Source organism: Nocardia sp. Tas62D01 (assembly GCF_055232035.1).
On record NZ_JBUYUZ010000001.1, the window covers coordinates 291084 to 308168 of the forward strand.

At 63.4% G+C, this 17085-nt stretch carries 15 protein-coding genes, 3 rRNA genes and 1 pseudogene; 6 read left to right on the forward strand and 13 right to left on the reverse strand.

Annotated elements, in window-relative coordinates; genetic code table 11:
* Position 1 precedes the first annotated feature (1 nt).
* The 7 genes and pseudogenes from ACV7NQ_RS01545 to tyrS all read right to left on the reverse strand — a co-directional run bounded on the left by ACV7NQ_RS01545 (position 2) and on the right by tyrS (position 10493).
* Positions 2–262, reverse strand: coding sequence for a hypothetical protein (locus ACV7NQ_RS01545; RefSeq protein WP_463357938.1), 261 nt, complete (start codon positions 260–262; stop codon positions 2–4).
* A 49-nt stretch (positions 263–311) separates the two neighbouring features.
* Positions 312–1220 (reverse strand): HAD-IIA family hydrolase, encoded by a 909-nt coding sequence (locus tag ACV7NQ_RS01550; RefSeq protein ID WP_463357939.1) that lies wholly within the window; start codon positions 1218–1220, stop codon positions 312–314.
* Positions 1221–1686: 466 nt separating this feature from the next.
* Positions 1687–2664, reverse strand: a pseudogene (locus tag ACV7NQ_RS01555) (tetratricopeptide repeat protein); the annotation flags it as partial.
* A gap of 783 nt (positions 2665–3447) precedes the next feature.
* Positions 3448–3564, reverse strand: a 5S ribosomal RNA gene (rrf, locus tag ACV7NQ_RS01560).
* A gap of 114 nt (positions 3565–3678) precedes the next feature.
* Positions 3679–6812: ribosomal RNA gene (locus ACV7NQ_RS01565) — 23S ribosomal RNA — on the reverse strand.
* A gap of 333 nt (positions 6813–7145) precedes the next feature.
* Positions 7146–8664 (reverse strand): 16S ribosomal RNA (locus ACV7NQ_RS01570).
* Together the 16S, 23S and 5S rRNA genes form the textbook arrangement of a ribosomal RNA operon.
* Positions 8665–9203: 539 nt before the next feature.
* On the reverse strand, positions 9204–10493 hold the full coding sequence (gene tyrS, locus ACV7NQ_RS01575) for a tyrosine--tRNA ligase (RefSeq protein ID WP_463357940.1): 1290 nt from the start codon (positions 10491–10493) through the stop codon (positions 9204–9206).
* A 326-nt stretch (positions 10494–10819) separates the two neighbouring features.
* On the opposite strand from tyrS, the gene ACV7NQ_RS01580 reads away from it, so the two are divergent.
* A complete protein-coding gene (locus tag ACV7NQ_RS01580) occupies positions 10820–10948 on the forward strand; it encodes a hypothetical protein (protein ID WP_463357941.1) in 129 nt (42 codons plus the stop codon).
* Positions 10949–11023: 75 nt separating this feature from the next.
* Here the strand turns inward: ACV7NQ_RS01580 and ACV7NQ_RS01585 are convergent, their stop codons facing one another.
* Positions 11024–11461: a DoxX family protein gene (locus tag ACV7NQ_RS01585; protein ID WP_463357942.1), complete on the reverse strand. Its 438-nt coding sequence runs from the start codon at positions 11459–11461 to the stop codon at positions 11024–11026.
* Between the two features lie 108 nt (positions 11462–11569).
* Entirely contained in the window at positions 11570–12202 is a 633-nt protein-coding gene (locus tag ACV7NQ_RS01590) for a DNA-3-methyladenine glycosylase (RefSeq protein ID WP_463357943.1), read from the reverse strand.
* Positions 12203–12243: 41 nt separating this feature from the next.
* Between ACV7NQ_RS01590 and ACV7NQ_RS01595 the strand changes: the two genes are divergently transcribed.
* Entirely contained in the window at positions 12244–12498 is a 255-nt protein-coding gene (locus ACV7NQ_RS01595) for a hypothetical protein (RefSeq protein ID WP_463357944.1), read from the forward strand.
* A gap of 42 nt (positions 12499–12540) precedes the next feature.
* Here ACV7NQ_RS01595 and ACV7NQ_RS01600 read toward each other — a convergent pair whose 3' ends face one another.
* The 3 genes from ACV7NQ_RS01600 to ACV7NQ_RS01610 form a co-directional block, all read right to left on the reverse strand.
* On the reverse strand, positions 12541–12726 hold the full coding sequence (locus tag ACV7NQ_RS01600) for a hypothetical protein (protein WP_463357945.1): 186 nt from the start codon (positions 12724–12726) through the stop codon (positions 12541–12543).
* Positions 12727–12769: 43 nt separating this feature from the next.
* Positions 12770–13465: an NAD(P)-dependent oxidoreductase gene (locus ACV7NQ_RS01605; protein WP_463357946.1), complete on the reverse strand. Its 696-nt coding sequence runs from the start codon at positions 13463–13465 to the stop codon at positions 12770–12772.
* A 192-nt stretch (positions 13466–13657) separates the two neighbouring features.
* The gene (locus tag ACV7NQ_RS01610; RefSeq protein ID WP_463357947.1) at positions 13658–13858 is read right to left on the reverse strand and encodes a hypothetical protein; all 201 of its coding nucleotides are present in this window, start codon (positions 13856–13858) and stop codon (positions 13658–13660) included.
* A gap of 302 nt (positions 13859–14160) precedes the next feature.
* On the opposite strand from ACV7NQ_RS01610, the gene ACV7NQ_RS01615 reads away from it, so the two are divergent.
* The 4 genes from ACV7NQ_RS01615 (at position 14161) to ACV7NQ_RS01630 (ending at position 16729) form a co-directional block, all read left to right on the forward strand.
* Positions 14161–14334 (forward strand): multicopper oxidase domain-containing protein, encoded by a 174-nt coding sequence (locus ACV7NQ_RS01615; protein WP_463357948.1) that lies wholly within the window; start codon positions 14161–14163, stop codon positions 14332–14334.
* 174 nt (positions 14335–14508) lie between these two features.
* Positions 14509–15240 (forward strand): ABC transporter ATP-binding protein, encoded by a 732-nt coding sequence (locus ACV7NQ_RS01620; protein ID WP_463357949.1) that lies wholly within the window; start codon positions 14509–14511, stop codon positions 15238–15240.
* Positions 15237–16037, forward strand: coding sequence for an ABC transporter permease (locus ACV7NQ_RS01625; RefSeq protein ID WP_463357950.1), 801 nt, complete (start codon positions 15237–15239; stop codon positions 16035–16037). The genes ACV7NQ_RS01620 and ACV7NQ_RS01625 overlap by 4 nt, the downstream gene beginning before the upstream one ends.
* Before the next feature lie 50 nt (positions 16038–16087).
* Complete coding sequence (locus tag ACV7NQ_RS01630) at positions 16088–16729, forward strand: TetR/AcrR family transcriptional regulator (RefSeq protein ID WP_463357951.1); 642 nt, start codon at positions 16088–16090, stop codon at positions 16727–16729.
* 108 nt (positions 16730–16837) lie between these two features.
* On the opposite strand, the gene ACV7NQ_RS01635 is transcribed toward ACV7NQ_RS01630, so the two are convergent.
* Positions 16838–17071, reverse strand: coding sequence for a Trm112 family protein (locus ACV7NQ_RS01635; protein ID WP_463357952.1), 234 nt, complete (start codon positions 17069–17071; stop codon positions 16838–16840).
* Between the last annotated feature and the right edge of the window lie 14 nt (positions 17072–17085).

Consider the following 17085-nt stretch of genomic DNA (forward strand, 5'->3'; position numbering starts at 1 on the left):
CTCAGATCTTGTCCACCGTGGCCAGGGCCTGGACGAGGACGTCATGGGCCTGCTCCAGGATGCGGGCGCGCCGAGTGACATCCGCGCCGGATTCGGAACCCTCGGTGACGCCGGTGCGGATATCGAGCTCAGAGAGCAGGCTGTCGACCTCGGCGCGAATCCGAGCCGGGTCGGCCGGTTCCGGGCGCCCCTGCGCGCCCGGCAGATGCTGGCCGGGCAGCGGAACCCCGGGGCGGGGTCCGTTCGAGCCGGGGCCGTTCATACCGGGTCCATTCGAGCGGGGCGTCGGAGTACTCATTGTGACGTCAACGCTATCGGATTTCCGAACGAGACGCGCGTACCGTCACAGCCCGTCCCGGGTTACGCCGCAACCTGTCCGCCAGGTCGGCGGTGCGATCACCGTCGGGTTCGCTGTCCACCGACGGGTGGTTCAGCGCATCCAGCGATTCCGCGACATAGGTGGGGATCCGGTCGGCGGGTGCGTCACGCAGCTCATCGAGGGTGCTGACGCCGGTCAGGACCAGCAGCGATTCGAGGCCGATGCGGTTCGCGCCCTCGATGTCGGTGTCGAGGCGGTCGCCCACCACCAACGCACTGCGGGTCTCGGCCCGCACCAAGGCGTCCTCCAGCAGCGGCGCATACGGTTTGCCCGCGACAATCGGTTCACGGTCGGAGGCGGTACGCAGCGCCGCGACCATCGCGCCGTTGCCGGGTGCGAGGCCGCGTTCGTTCGGCAAGGTCTTGTCGGTGTTGGCCGCGACCCACAGCGCGTCCGCACGCAATGCGTAGGCGGCCTCGGCGAGGTCCGGCCAGCCGGTCTTGGGTGAATGTCCTTGTACGACAGCGGCGGGCGCGGTGCCGTTGAAGCGGCGAATCGGCTTCAGCCCGACGGCGTCCACTTCCGCGGCGAGGTCATCGGTGCCGACGATCAGCACGGTCGCGCCCGGGTCGAGCCGCTCGGCCAGCAGTCGTGCGGCTGCCTGCGCACTGGTCACCACATCATCGGTGGTCGCGGGGAAACCGAGCTCGGCCAGATGCCGCGCGACCACATCTGGGCCGCGACTGGCATTATTCGTCACGTACACGAGCCGCTGCCGTGCAGCCGTACTCCCCGCGGACACCAAAGCCTCCGGAGCACCCTCGATCACCGCATCACCGCGATACAACGTGCCATCCAGATCCAGCAGCAGGGCTTCGTAACGATCTCGTAGCCGCTTCACACCACTCTCACTCCGTATCACCGGTCGGCAGCAATTGCCGAACTCCTCGCCTACACCGGTTGCCCCGGCGGTCATGCCGATGCTTCCACGGTCGGCACAGTGGCGAACGGCCCTCGGAAGCACCCCGCACATTACGCCGACCTGCCGACAGAATCCGAACCCGCCGGGTCTCCTGATACCCGGCAGCGTCCATGGGATGACGCCAGTCACTGGGTGTAGAGCAACCGCGCACTGGTGGCATCTACGCCTCGGCGTTACCTGACGCCGCCATACTGTCGACTCTGCTCGATGTCTACCGAGTTCGGCCGGACAGCTCGTTGAGTTCGGTCGATTCTATTGCGGCACAAGCTGATCGGCACGCCAGCCGCGACAGACTTGATAGCGCGTGTTCCCGACCGAAGGCTGGGTCGAGCTGAACCCGCGAACACGGCGGGACGGGGAACCAGCTCGACTACCTCCGCGGTCCTCACACGTCGGCGTCGCCGGTCAGTTCCGCGGCGCGATCCTCGGCGTCGGTTTCGCCGTCGAGGTCGGCGGAGGCGGCGTTGAGGAACCAGGTGAGGCCGTCGTCGGTGCGGCCCGCAGCGACGAGGGCATCGGCGTAGGCGTAGAAGAGGCGGGCTGCGGCGGAGCCGGTGCGGGACGGGTCAAGCTCGGAGGTCTGCAGGGTGACCACGGCCTGATCGTACTGGCCGAGGTCCATGCGGGCGCCCGCAACCACGATGCGCAGTTCGGAAGCCTCGTCGCCACTCAGGGCGCGGGCTTCGTCGCTACGGCCGAGTTCGATGGCACGCTCGGGGCGGCCGAGACCGCGTTCGCAGTCCGCCATTACCGCGAGCAGGCCGGCCCCGCCGGACATGCGGCGGGCGGTGCGCAGTTCGGCGAGGGCTTCAGCCCATTCACCCGCGTGATAGGCGGTGACGCCGGCGGTTTCCCGGACCACCGCAATGCGGCCTGCGCGCTGTCGTGCCGCACGGGCATGCGCGAGGGCGAGCCTAGGGTCGTCATCGATCAATCGGGCCGCCATCACCAGGTGGCGGGCCACCGATTCCGCATTGCCCTTGTCGAGGCTCAGCAGGTCGCGGCGGACCGCAGGCTCCAGATCGGAAGCCTCGACGTCGTCGGGCAGATCCGGCTCCTCGGGTCGCGGCGGCTTGCGGTCCAGCGACCGACCGCCCGGCGCCCCGGCACGCGCACCTTCGCCACCCCGGCGCCGATCCTGCGGACCATCGCCGCGCTGGCTCCAATCCCCACGGCTCGATTCACTGCGCGGGGCGGAGTCGTCACGCCGCTTGAAACCACCGCGCTGGCCGGAATCATCGCGCCGATCGGAGCCACCGCGCCCACCGGAATCGCCGCGAGCGTTGAAGCCACCACGTTCGCCGGAGTCACCGCGCCGATTGAAACCGCCTCCTGCACCGGAATCGCCACCACGACTGGAGTCTTCACGCCGATTGAAGCTACCGCGCTCACCGGAATCACTCCCGCGATTGAAACCGCCACGATGGCCGGAATCGCCAGCGCGACTTGCCCCGCCGCGTTCGCGGGCGTCACCGCGCCGGTTGAAACCGCCTCCTGCACCGGAATCGCCACCCCCGCTGGAATCGCCGCCTCGGTTGAAGCCGCCACGCTCACCGGAGCCGCTCCGACGGTCGAAACCGCCATGGTCCCCGGAATCGTCACGCCGCTTGAAGCCGCCTACGGAGTCACCGCGCGGGCTGGACGCGCCGCGTTCACCAGCATCATTGCGTCGCTTGAAGCCGCCGCGTTCGCCTGCGGCGTTGTCGGACCGGTTGAAACCGCCACGATCACCGGATCCGCCACGCTGGCCGGAATCCTCACGCCTGTTGAAGCCGCCGCGCTGGTCCGAGCCACGTGGTGACCCCTGACGCGGGGCGCCACCACCGTGACCACCGGAGCGATCACGGTCGGGGCGGCCCTGGGACGAGCGTCCCTCCGAGCCGCCACCGCGGGCCGGGCGATCGGCTCCCGCACCCCCCTGGCCGGAACCGGAGGCGGGGGTGTCACGCCGGAAGGACTTCCGGTTGTCGTTCTGTTCCGACACGGTGATCCCTTTCTAGGTTCCGCGAGAGTGGTCGGGGGCCCCACAAATTGAATCACGTGCCGACGGCGGTGCATGGACACGGACGCGTCACGGAGGAGGCACGGCAAGGTACCCAAACGCCGATAGGGGACCCAGATTCTGGGTCCCCTATCGTGAATGATGTTCCGGCGGTGTCCTACTCTCCCACACCCTGTCGAGTGCAGTACCATCGGCGCTGGCAGGCTTAGCTTCCGGGTTCGGAATGGGACCGGGCGTTTCCCTGCCGCTATGGCCGCCGTAACTCTATGAAACTGTACACAGAGAGCACACACTCGAACTCCGGAGAGTGTCGCTGTGGTGCATCTGTATCTGTGTGTTGTTTCAGATACCGCACAGTGGACGCGTAGCTTCTTTGTTGGTAAGTCCTCGGCCGATTAGTACCAGTCACCTACACCCGTTACCGGGCTTCCAATTCTGGCCTATCAACCCCATGGTCTGTGGGGGGCCTTAACCACTCGAAGGTGGTGAGAAACCTCATCTTGGAACAGGCTTCCCGCTTAGATGCTTTCAGCGGTTATCCCTTCCGAACGTAGCTAACCAGCAGTGCTCCTGGCGGAACAACTGGCACACCAGAGGTTCGTCCGTCCCGGTCCTCTCGTACTAGGGACAGCCTTCCTCAAGTTTCTGACGCGCGCGGCGGATAGAGACCGAACTGTCTCACGACGTTCTAAACCCAGCTCGCGTGCCGCTTTAATGGGCGAACAGCCCAACCCTTGGGACCTACTCCAGCCCCAGGATGCGACGAGCCGACATCGAGGTGCCAAACCATCCCGTCGATATGGACTCTTGGGGAAGATCAGCCTGTTATCCCCGGGGTACCTTTTATCCGTTGAGCGACACCGCTTCCACTTGCCGGTGCCGGATCACTAGTCCCGACTTTCGTCCCTGCTCGACCTGTCAGTCTCACAGTCAAGCTCCCTTGTGCACTTGCACTCGACACCTGATTGCCAACCAGGCTGAGGGAACCTTTGGGCGCCTCCGTTACATTTTAGGAGGCAACCGCCCCAGTTAAACTACCCACCAGGCACTGTCCCTGAACCAGATCATGGTCCGAGGTTAGAGGTCCAATACGATCAGAGTGGTATTTCAACGATGACTCCACAAACACTGGCGTGTCCGCTTCACAGTCTCCCACCTATCCTACACAAACCGTACCGAACACCAATACCAAGCTATAGTGAAGGTCCCGGGGTCTTTTCGTCCTGCCGCGCGTAACGAGCATCTTTACTCGTAATGCAATTTCGCCGAGTCTGTGGTTGAGACAGCTGAGAAGTCGTTACGCCATTCGTGCAGGTCGGAACTTACCCGACAAGGAATTTCGCTACCTTAGGATGGTTATAGTTACCACCGCCGTTTACCGGGGCTTAAATTCTCAGCTTCGCGCCGAAGCGCTAACCGGTCCTCTTAACCTTCCGGCACCGGGCAGGCGTCAGTCCGTATACATCGTCTTACGACTTCGCACGGACCTGTGTTTTTAGTAAACAGTCGCTTCTCACTGGTCTCTGCGACCACCACCAGCTCACGGAGTAAATCCGGTCACCAGCGTTGGTCCCCCTTCTCCCGAAGTTACGGGGGCATTTTGCCGAGTTCCTTAACCACAGTTCTCTCGATCGCCTTAGTATTCTCTACCTGACCACCTGTGTCGGTTTGGGGTACGGGCCGTGTACCAACTCACTAGAGGCTTTTCTCGGCAGCATAGGATCACTGAATTCGCCTCAATCGGCTACGCATCACCTCTCAGGCTCATGCAACACGGATTTACCTATGTCACGCCCTACAGGCTTACACCAGTACAACCACTGACTGGCCCAGCTACCTTCCTGCGTCACCCCATCGCTTGACTACTACCAGCCGGGGTCTCGTGCAGCCCCTCACCCGAGACCCGAAGGTCTTCTCGGAGGTTTTGGACAATTAGCACAACTGATTCATCATGGGCGCGGATACACGGGTACGGGAATATCAACCCGTTGTCCATCGACTACGCCTGTCGGCCTCGCCTTAGGTCCCGACTCACCCTGGGCGGATTAACCTGGCCCAGGAACCCTTGGTCATTCGGCGGACGAGTTTCTCACTCGTCTTTCGCTACTCATGCCTGCATTCTCACTCCCACAGCCTCCACCACTGGATCACTCCGTGGCTTCCCTGGCTGCAGGACGCTCCCCTACCCATCCACACCACTGCACCACCCCCCGCAGGGAATGGCGGATGTATTGTGTGAATGCCGCGGCTTCGGCGGTGTACTTGAGCCCCGCTACATTGTCGGCGCAGGATCACTTGACCAGTGAGCTATTACGCACTCTTTCAAGGGTGGCTGCTTCTAAGCCAACCTCCTGGTTGTCTTCGCGACCCCACATCCTTTTCCACTTAGTACACGCTTAGGGGCCTTAGCCGGCGATCTGGGCTGTTTCCCTCTCGACTACGAAGCTTATCCCCCGCAGTCTCACTGCCGCGCTCTCACACACCGGCATTCGGAGTTTGGCTGATTTCGGTAAGCTTGTAGGCCCCCTAGACCATCCAGTAGCTCTACCTCCGGTGTGAAACACGCGACGCTGCACCTAAATGCATTTCGGGGAGAACCAGCTATCACGGAGTTTGATTGGCCTTTCACCCCTACCCACAGCTCATCCCCTCAGTTTTCAACCTAAGTGGGTTCGGGCCTCCACGACGTCTTACCGTCGCTTCACCCTGGCCATGGGTAGATCACTCCGCTTCGGGTCTAGAACACGCGACTGGAAACGCCCTATTCGGACTCGCTTTCGCTACGGCTACCCCACACGGGTTAACCTCGCCACATGCCACTAACTCGCAGGCTCATTCTTCAAAAGGCACGCCATCACCCACAACACACCAAAGTGCTCGCAGGCCCTGACGGATTGTAAGCGCACGGTTTCAGGTACTATTTCACTCCCCTCCCGGGGTACTTTTCACCTTTCCCTCACGGTACTAGTCCGCTATCGGTCACCAGGGAGTATTCAGGCTTACCGGGTGGTCCCGGCAGATTCACAGCAGATTTCACGGGCCCGCTGCTACTCGGGCATCATCCACGAGAGCCGTTGAGTTTTCGCCTACGGGATTCTCACCCTCTACGACAGGCCGTTCCAGACCCTTCGACTAACACAACGGTTTATGACTCCCGCCCAGACCGGCAGATCTGAGAAGAATGACCCCACTACCCCGTATAGACAACCCCTGCCGGGTATCACATCTACACGGTTTAGCCTCATCCGCTTTCGCTCGCCACTACTCACGGAATCACTATTGTTTTCTCTTCCTGTGGGTACTGAGATGTTTCACTTCCCCACGTTCCCTCCACACACCCTATATATTCAGATGCGGGTAACACGACATCACTCGTGCTGGGTTTCCCCATTCGGAAATCCTCGGATCTCAGCTCGGTTGACAGCTCCCCGAGGCTTATCGCAGCCTCCTACGTCCTTCATCGGCTCCTGGTGCCAAGGCATCCACCGTACGCTCTTAAACACTTACAAACAAAGATGCTCGCGTCCACTGTGCAGTTCTCAAACAACACACAAAACTGAACCTGACGCAACACCAGCCAGAACAACTGCCCTGCGGTATGACTGCGAATCCAGCCTTGTCGTTATCTTGCCTAAGAGGAAACACTCGCGTGTTCTCTCAGGACCCAACAGTGTGTCGATATATCCACCGCGATCGAAGACTCAGCTCCGACCACCCGCGATGAAACCTGCCAGCGTTCCACCCATGAGCATCCGCCGGACAACGTATGCGCCCGAAACGGTCTCTGCCACAGACGTTTACCCTCCCACCACCGTGGGTGTCCGTGGAGAAGTACTCCTTAGAAAGGAGGTGATCCAGCCGCACCTTCCGGTACGGCTACCTTGTTACGACTTCGTCCCAATCGCCAATCCCACCTTCGACGGCTCCCTCCCACAAGGGGTTAGGCCACCGGCTTCGGGTGTTACCGACTTTCATGACGTGACGGGCGGTGTGTACAAGGCCCGGGAACGTATTCACCGCAGCGTTGCTGATCTGCGATTACTAGCGACTCCAACTTCACGGGGTCGAGTTGCAGACCCCGATCCGAACTGAGACCAGCTTTAAGGGATTCGCTCCACCTCACGGTATCGCAGCCCTCTGTACCGGCCATTGTAGCATGTGTGAAGCCCTGGACATAAGGGGCATGATGACTTGACGTCGTCCCCACCTTCCTCCGAGTTGACCCCGGCAGTCTCTCACGAGTCCCCGCCATAACGCGCTGGCAACATAAGATAAGGGTTGCGCTCGTTGCGGGACTTAACCCAACATCTCACGACACGAGCTGACGACAGCCATGCACCACCTGTACACCGACCACAAGGGGGCCTACATCTCTGCAGGTTTCCGGTGTATGTCAAACCCAGGTAAGGTTCTTCGCGTTGCATCGAATTAATCCACATGCTCCGCCGCTTGTGCGGGCCCCCGTCAATTCCTTTGAGTTTTAGCCTTGCGGCCGTACTCCCCAGGCGGGGTACTTAATGCGTTAGCTACGGCACGGATCCCGTGGAAGGAAACCCACACCTAGTACCCACCGTTTACGGCGTGGACTACCAGGGTATCTAATCCTGTTCGCTACCCACGCTTTCGCTTCTCAGCGTCAGTTACTTCCCAGAGACCCGCCTTCGCCACCGGTGTTCCTCCTGATATCTGCGCATTTCACCGCTACACCAGGAATTCCAGTCTCCCCTGAAGTACTCAAGTCTGCCCGTATCGCCTGCAAGCTCACAGTTGAGCTGTGAGTTTTCACAGACGACGCGACAAACCGCCTACAAGCTCTTTACGCCCAGTAATTCCGGACAACGCTCGCACCCTACGTATTACCGCGGCTGCTGGCACGTAGTTGGCCGGTGCTTCTTCTACTCCTACCGTCACTCACGCTTCGTCGGAGTCGAAAGAGGTTTACAACCCGAAGGCCGTCATCCCTCACGCGGCGTCGCTGCATCAGGCTTTCGCCCATTGTGCAATATTCCCCACTGCTGCCTCCCGTAGGAGTCTGGGCCGTGTCTCAGTCCCAGTGTGGCCGGTCACCCTCTCAGGTCGGCTACCCGTCGTCGCCTTGGTAGGCCATTACCCCACCAACAAGCTGATAGGCCGCGGGCCCATCTCACACCGATAAATCTTTCCACCACCAGACATGCATCCAATGGTCATATCCGGTATTAGACCCAGTTTCCCAGGCTTATCCCGAAGTGCAAGGCAGATCACCCACGTGTTACTCACCCGTTCGCCGCTCGTGTACCCCGAAAGGCCTTACCGCTCGACTTGCATGTGTTAAGCACGCCGCCAGCGTTCGTCCTGAGCCAGGATCAAACTCTCCGTTGAAGACTCTCAACCACACCCCAAAAAGGATGCAATCAGAAATACCTAAACAAGAGTCCGAAAACCCAGCAAAACAAAACGCCAACAAAAAAAATTGCTGACAAAAATCCAACCTCACCAACCGGGGGGTATGAGAGGCCGGAACCAAAAAATATTTGGCACTGACATTCATCGACACACTATTGAGTTCTCAAAGAACACACGCACACAGCTCACCCCCGGATTCTCTCGGGGGCTCTCTGGGGCAACTGTCCCAGCCTAGCCAATCGCTCGGGCAGAGTCAAGCCTACTCGTTCGATCAATCTTGCTGGCAGTCAGGCGCTCCTCGTCCTACCTCGTTTCCCAGGCCCTCCGCTCGGCGTCTCCGCTGGGCTTCTCGGCTCCGGGTCGGTGTCCGTGTCGCTCTGACTTGGACAAAGTTACGCGGCGGAGAACGTAACGTCAAATCCGCACTACACGCATGTAATTTCGCAGGTCAGGGGCATATGTACCGGCGGAAAGCCTGTTCGGATCACCCGAATGTGACCCAAACCACGCGATCTTCATGCACCTGCCCACAGCACGCCGGCGAAGTTCCGCTTGCCGCGGCGCAGCACCAACCAGCGTCCGTGCAGGTAGTCGGTATCGGCGGGGGTCCACTCGAGATCCGAGATGCGCTCGTTGTTCACCGACGCGCCCCCCTCGTTCACCGCACGACGGGCGGCGCCGCGGCTTTCCGACAGACCGGTGGCGACCAACAGGTCGACGATGGTGCTCGGCTCTTCCGACCGCACCTCGGCGACAGTGCCGTCGACGGCCGCCTCCCGCAGCGCGGCCGCCAGCGTCGCCTCATCCAGTTCACGCAGGTCCGCGCGACCGAACAAGGCTTGACTGGCGAGCTGCACGGAACGGGTGTTCCCCTCCCCGTGCACCAGCGTCGTCATCTCCTCGGCCAGCTTGCGTTGCGCCTCCCGCGCATGCGGGCGTTCGGCCGTCGCCAACTCCAGCTCGGCCAGCTCCTCACGGGACAGGAAAGTGAACCAGCGGAGGTAGCGGACGACATCGGCGTCGGCCGTATTCACGAAGTACTGGTACCAGGCGTATGGGCTGGTCATCTCCGGATCCAGCCACAGGCTGCCGCCGCCGGTCGACTTGCCGAACTTCTTGCCGTCGGCGGAGGTCACCAGCGGCACGGTCAGCGCATGTACCGAGGCACTGTCGACGCGCCGGTTCAGCTCCACGCCGGCGATGATGTTGCCCCACTGGTCCGAGCCACCCACCTGCAGCATGCAGCCGTAGTTGCGGCGCAGCTGCAGGTAGTCGTTGGCCTGCAACAGCATGTAGCTGAATTCGGTGTAGGACATGCCGTCGCCGTCGAGCCTGCGCTTGACGGTGTCGCGCGCCAGCATCACGTTCACCGAGAAGTGCTTGCCGATATCGCGCAGGAAGTCGACGGTGGACAGCGACCCGGTCCAGTCCATGTTGTTGGCGATGACCGCGCCGGTCGGCGAGTCGTCGAGGTCGACGAAACGCTCCAGCTGCGAGCGGATCCGCTCGGCCCACTCGGCCACGGTGTCGGTGGAGTTCATGGTGCGTTCACCAACATCGCGCGGATCGCCGATCAAGCCCGTCGCACCGCCGGCCAGCACGATGGGCCGATTGCCGGCACGCTGGAACCGCTTCAGCGCAAGCAGCGGCACCAGGTGACCGGCGTGCAGACTGGCCGCGGTGGGGTCGAATCCGGCATAGAGGGTCAGCGGACCGGCGGCCAGCGCCGAGCGCAGGGCGTCCAGGTCGGTGGACTGCGCGATCAGTCCGCGCCAGGTCAGTTCATCGATGATGTCGCCGCTCACGCTGTCCTATCTTTCCGCACGGTTGCTCCTGCCCGATGTGCGCCTCAGTGTCGACGAACCAGGCCACGTGGGTCGAGCGAATTTCCGAGCGTCATCGGCGACCCGAAGGAACGCGAACTCGAGCAGCTCGCCCATCGAACGTTCCAGCACGCGCTCGACCATGCCGTCCAGCAGCGCGGCCTTGCTGGGCACGTAGTTATCACGTAGTTATCACTTAGTTATAGGGGCATCCCCGCGTCGGGGTAAGTCAGCCGGGTGAACGTCGAACTGATCACCATCGCGCTGATCGATGACGCCGACACCGGTATGGGCCGACACCGGTATGGATGGAGCGCCTCACCCCGATCGAGGAACAACGTCACGAACGCATCGAGCACCTGGTGGGCGAGCCGACCCCGAACGCCGTGTACCGGGTGGTCGCGGAAGACGATCTCTCCCAACCCATTACGGAATGAGCCGGGAGCGAAAGGCCGCCGCACACAGCACGACGATCGGACCAGATCCGCCGATCGGGTGCGTTATCGAATTGTTCAGCGAGACAGCAGCTCCCGCACGGCGATGATGCTGTCACGACGCTGCCAAGCGATCCAGACGAACACCACGCCCAGCGCCAGCGGCATGAACATCAGGGCGGGTGCGCCGAGCAGGAATGCCTGGGTGAGCGACGCGCATACCATGGTGATCGTGAGACCGATGGCCGCGGGGCCGGTCAGCCGAGGAACCAGCAGGCCGATGCCGCCGAAGAGCTCTACCACACCGGTGAAGTATCGAAACCACTGTCCCCAGCCGATCGTGTCGAAGGACTCGACGGCGGCGTGCGCGCCGAGCAGCTTCGGCGCGGCAGAGGCCACGATGAAGAACAGTGCCAGCAGAATCTGCACGGTCCAGAGCGTGGCGTTCAGTTTCTTGCCGGGCCGAGCGGAAGTGGCGGTGACGGGGCCGGTGGCGGAAGCAGCGGTGGCGGTCATGGTGTCTTTCCTTCAGGTCGGTCGCGCCGGGTCGAGCGCGTTCACCTGATAGGACGATGGCCGTCGCGAAAACTCATCGCATCGCGTGAAGATAGCTATGACCTGGCACTATGCGGTTTCGATCACCGGCAGTGGCGCTCGCGGGCTGCGCCGATAGACCGAGACCGCCTGCGAGGCGGGCAGCCAGAACCGCCACGGCACGTCCGCGGCGAGGCTGACCCCGACGCGCGGTCCGCTGGCGATTTCGGCGGCGTCGGTCGCACCGTTCAGTTCCAACCGGATCGGTGAGGACGGATCGAGGAGCGCAGCTCCGTAGTCGCTCAATGTGATTCCCAGGGCGCTGCCGAGGTTGCCGGGGCCCCTGGCCAAGTCGGCATCGCTGCGTGCCGCTGGACGCCGCGCCCGCGCGGTGTCCAGCCCAGCCACCACCTCGCCGGAGCGGAGCAACGCCGCACTTGCCGTCCCGTCCGGCCCTGTTGTCACATTGATACACATGTGCATGCCGTAACTCAGATAAACGTACAACACTCCGGCAGGTCCGAACATCACGGCATTGCGCTGGGTCCGCCCACGCCCGGAGTGCGATGCCGGGTCCGGCCACGGCCCGGCCGGATCCCCACCGTATGCCTCCACCTCGACGAGCCGCACCCCGACCGGTCCCGACCACAGCGTGGCCCCGAGCAATCGGCGGGCGGCAGCGGGCGGTTCGGTCGCGAGTTCATCGACACACACAGCGGCCATTGTGCTCGAAGCCGGGGTCGGTCGGCCCAGGCCAGTCCGCGATGCCCGTTGTCAGTGGCGTACGCGCTGTGCTGCCCGGTGCGCGGGGTAATCAGGTCGTCGGTGATCACGGCAACGTAGGCGATGCCGGGGAGGGCGGCGAGTGGGCCCATGCCACCCACGCGACCCCGATCGGGATGGTCGCCGCGACCGCGACCGCGGCGGCGGCGGTCGCGATGGACGCGGCCTCGTTGCCGTGGGCGATGCTCATCTGGATCCCTGCCGCGGTCACGATGATGCCGACCAGCAGCGGATAGCGGATTTCCGCCCTCTCGAGCGGACGCCTGGGCGAGAGACATTCAGCCGAGGGCTTTGTTGCTTGCTTGCAGCGCGCCGAGTTCGGCCGGGTTGACCTGGAAGCGCAGATTCTGGATGTGGCCGTCGACGAGGTCGTGGGTGAACGCGGCGACGGGGCGCCGCCGATGCGGGCCAGGACGCCGAGTTCGCCGTTGATGGTGGCGGATTGGGTGAGAAGTGGCCGCCACCAGCGCAAACAAGTCGGTGCAGCCACGATTCCCCGGCCCGATCTCAGTTCTTGCCGAGCGCCTCCTGTCGGATCAGCTGGAAGAGACTCGGGTTGTCCGTCGTCGTGGCCACGCCGACGATCTTGCGAACGAACAATTCATCATCGGCCAGCCGCAGCAGGCTTGCCGCCAGGTCGATGCGCGCGGTGTAGCAACTGTCGACGTGCCCCTCCACCATCGTGTAATCCGTGACGTCGGGCAGCTCGTACAGCCCACCCGACCGCACGATCGTCCAATCGAGATCGCTTGCCTGAAGCAGTGCTTCCATGCGGCGCATGTCGTCGTAGAGCGTCTTGCCCATGATGCGCGCGATATAGGGCTGCAACACGCGATTGAACAGGAACCCGGCGTCGGAGTACGGCTTCGGGTCCACCGCGCTCGACGAGACGACGGCGAGGCGGCGCACGCCCTGGTGGTGCATGGCGGCGGCGATATTGCCGACTCCGTCGGAGTAGGTGGTAATCGGCTCCTTGCTGTAGGGCACACCAAGCGTGGACAGCACCGCGTCGGCGCCCGCGACGGCCGTGTCGACCGAATCCGGTTGATGGACATCGCCACCGAAGACGGTGAGCCGGTCGTGTTCGATCGGGAATTCTTCGGGTCGACGGGTAACGGCCACGACGTCGTGACCTGCGGCGAGTGCCTGGCCGGTAAGCAGCTGGCCGGTGGGGCCGTTGGCTCCGAAAACGATGATGCGCATAGCGGGGTTCCTTCGTCAGATGTGCGGTCCGGCACCCGTCCATCCGGGCGTCGTATCGTATGGAAATCATATCAACTAATTTTATAATCATACAATATGACAGACGTAACAAAGGTCCGTACGCCGCAGCCGGGCCCGACTCCACCGCCGAACTCGCCGACGAGTGACGTCACGACCGAATCCGCCCGAGGCTCAGCCGTTCTCTGCGGACGGCACGCTGATCAGCGGGTTACTGGCGCCACCGGCAAGGAACTCCCACCACGCCGGACTGTCGTGGAAGTGATTGTCGAAAAGCCCAGCGGTCGCGAGAATTTCTTGCGGACTCACCTCGCCCCGGCGGATTCGATCGAAGACCCGGAAGTACGCGGCGCGCGCGGCGCCGGGCATGTCCACCCCGGTGTGTGTACGTCAGCGCGTCCGTATCCACCGTCGGCAGTATGGACTTTGGTCCGGGACGTCGGATTCCTCGGCGATCGAACGATGGTGAACGGCACCATGACGCCCTACCGGAATGTCGGCGACGAACTCGTCCGCCTCCGACTGCTCAACGCGTCCACCGCGCGCATCTACACGTTCGGCTTCGCCGATGACCGCGGGTTCTCCCTCGTTGCCACCGATGGCGGTCTGCTCGAACGTCCGGTCACGCTCGACCGGCTGCGGTTGTCGCCCGGTGACGGGCCGAGATCGTGGTGCGGGTGCGGCCCGGCGAGCGCACGGTGCTGCGCAGCAACGACGGACCGGCCGATCCAAACACGCCGTACATGTATCACTGTCACCTGCTCTGGCACGAGGACCAGGAAATGATGGGCCAGTTTGTCGTGGTCGAGCCGGGAGGGTCGGCCGGCGCGCCACCGCACCACGGGCACTGATCCTGCCCACCGAGCAGATCGCCACTCTCGTGGGGACTACGGCGCTCACCCGTGCCACGGCTGCCCTTGACGAGCGCTCGTCAAGGGCAGAGATGGCCCGGTCTTGCGTGGGCGTCCGCACCGCGCTAAATTCATCACACAGTGAATTCAACACTCGATGAATTGAGGCGTCCTATGCCGGACCTGCACTCATCCCCCGCCATCGACGTCCGGAACCTGACGGTCCGTCGCGGCGGACGCGAAGTTCTGCACGATGTTTCGCTGACCATCCCGCGCGGTTCGATCACCGGACTGCTCGGTCCGTCCGGCTGCGGCAAGACCACCCTGATGCGCAGCATCGTCGGCACCCAGATCGTGGAATCGGGCGACATTTCCGCACTCGGGCTACCCGCGGGGTCCAAGGAGTTGCGGCATCGCATCGGCTACGTGACCCAGGCGCCGAGCATCTACTCGGATATCAGCGTCCTCGAGAACGTCGCGTACTACGCGGCGCTCTACGGTCGCGATCGCGATGCCACCGACACGGCCATCATTGCCGTCGGATTGCTCGAACACGCGCATCAGCGCGGCGACGAGCTGTCCGGGGGTCAGCAGACGCGCGCCTCGCTGGCCTGCGCGCTGGTCGCACAGCCGGACATGTTGATCCTCGACGAACCGACGGTCGGCCTGGATCCCGTGCTGCGCGTGGATCTTTGGAAACAGTTCTACGAATTGGCCGCCGCCGGAACGACTCTGCTGGTGTCCAGCCACGTGATGGACGAGGCCGAACACTGCGACCAGTTGCTACTGATGCGCGACGGCGACCTGCTCGCGCAGCTCAGCCCCGACGAACTGCGCGCCAAGACCGGCGAACAGAACCTCGAACAGGCATTCCTCTCCTTGATCACGATGGGACAGACAGCATGAGCACCGTCCTCGACCCCGTACCCGCGACGCGACGGACGACCTCCCTGCGCCCGTATATCGCAACGACCTCCCGCATCCTGCGTCAGCTGCGCAACGACCACCGCACCGTCGCGATGATTCTCGTCGTTCCCGCGCTGCTGATGACGTTGCTGTACTTCATCTATAAGGACACCCCGAAGAACCCGCTCAATCCGGCGTCACTGTTCGACCGGGTCGGCATCAGCATGCTCGGCATCCTGCCCTTCATCGTGATGTTCCTGATCACCGCCATCGCCATGCAGCGCGAACGCACCTCTGGCACCCTGGAGCGGCTGCTGACCACGCCGCTGTCGAAAATCGATCTGCTTGCCGGATACGGGTCGGCGTTCTCGCTGGCCGCGGCCGGGCAAGCGGCAGTGGCCTGTCTGGTCTCCTTCGGCCTGCTCGGTCTGAACTCGGCGGGCAGTCCCGGCTGGGTAGTGCTGATCGCGGTGGTAGACGCGGTGTGCGGCGTCGCGCTCGGGCTGCTGGCAAGTGCCTTCGCGCGCACCGAATTCCAGGCGGTGCAGTTCATGCCAGTGGTGGTCGCGCCGCAGATCTTCCTCTGCGGCTTGCTTGTTCCGCGCGGGCAGCTGCCCGGCTGGCTGGAGGCGATCAGCAATGTGATGCCGCTGAGCTACGCGGTCGATGCACTGCAACAGGTTTCGATCCACCCTCAGGCGACCGGCACGATGTGGCGCGACCTGGCCGTGGTCGCCGGATTCGCCGTCGTGGCCCTGTGCCTCGGCGCGGCCACCCTACGTCGGCGAACCCCGTAACGCCGCGCGATAGCGTGACGGGAGGCGATGGGGCGAAAGAAGGCGATGGTGTGACGGCACGCAACGGTACTACGGCAGGCAACGGCGACCGCGCGACCCATACCGGGCGCAGGCCAGGACAATCCGGCGCCCGCGAGGCGATCCTGGCCGCCGCCCGAACCCGGTTCGCCGAAGTCGGTTTCGACAAGACTTCGATCCGTGCCGTAGCCACCGACGCCGCAGTCGATCCTGCGCTCGTGCACCACTACTTCGGGACCAAGCAGCAGCTGTTCGCGGCGGTGGTCGAGCTGCCGGTGGACCCTGAGGCCACGTTGCGCATCATCGAGGCCGCGCCGCTGGATCAGCTCGGTGCGACCATCCTGCACGCGGTCGTGAGCGTGTGGGACTCTCCCGCAGGTCCCGGGGTGGTCGCTGCGGTGCGCAGCATCCTCGGCGGCGGTGATATCTCGCTGGCCAGGACGTTCGTGCTGGATGTCGTGCTCGAACGAGTCCGGCTGCGGATCGCGACCCCGGACGACGACGGCCGCGCCCGCGTCGCGCTGGTCGCCACTCAAATGATCGGCGTGCTCGTCGGGCGCAAGATCGTCGAAGTGGAGCCGGTCGCCTCGATGCCCATCCCTGAGCTGGTCGCTGCCATCGGCCCCACCCTGCAGCGCTACCTCACCGGCGAAATCGATCCCGCCGCAACATAATTCCGCAGGTCAGCGAAGCATCGACCGGAATATCGCTGGGGCAGAAGATATCGGCACCCGATGAATCCAGCGACACCCATCAGGGCGGGCCGCGGGATCAGCGCCTGATCAGGCGTCGGCGTGCTGACTGGTAAACGCAGCATGTTCGGCGTCGCTGACGTCGCGGGCCTCGTCGATGAGCAGCACCGGAATGCCGTTCTCGATCGGGTAGGCGCGGCGCAGGCGCGGGTTGTAGAGCGCCGTCGCGCCCTTGTCATCGCGGACCAACAGCAGCGGACCCTTGTCCTGCGGGCAGGCGAGCAGGCTCAACAGTGTGGCGTCCAAGGCGGTTTCCTCCGGCATGATCGATAACTTAC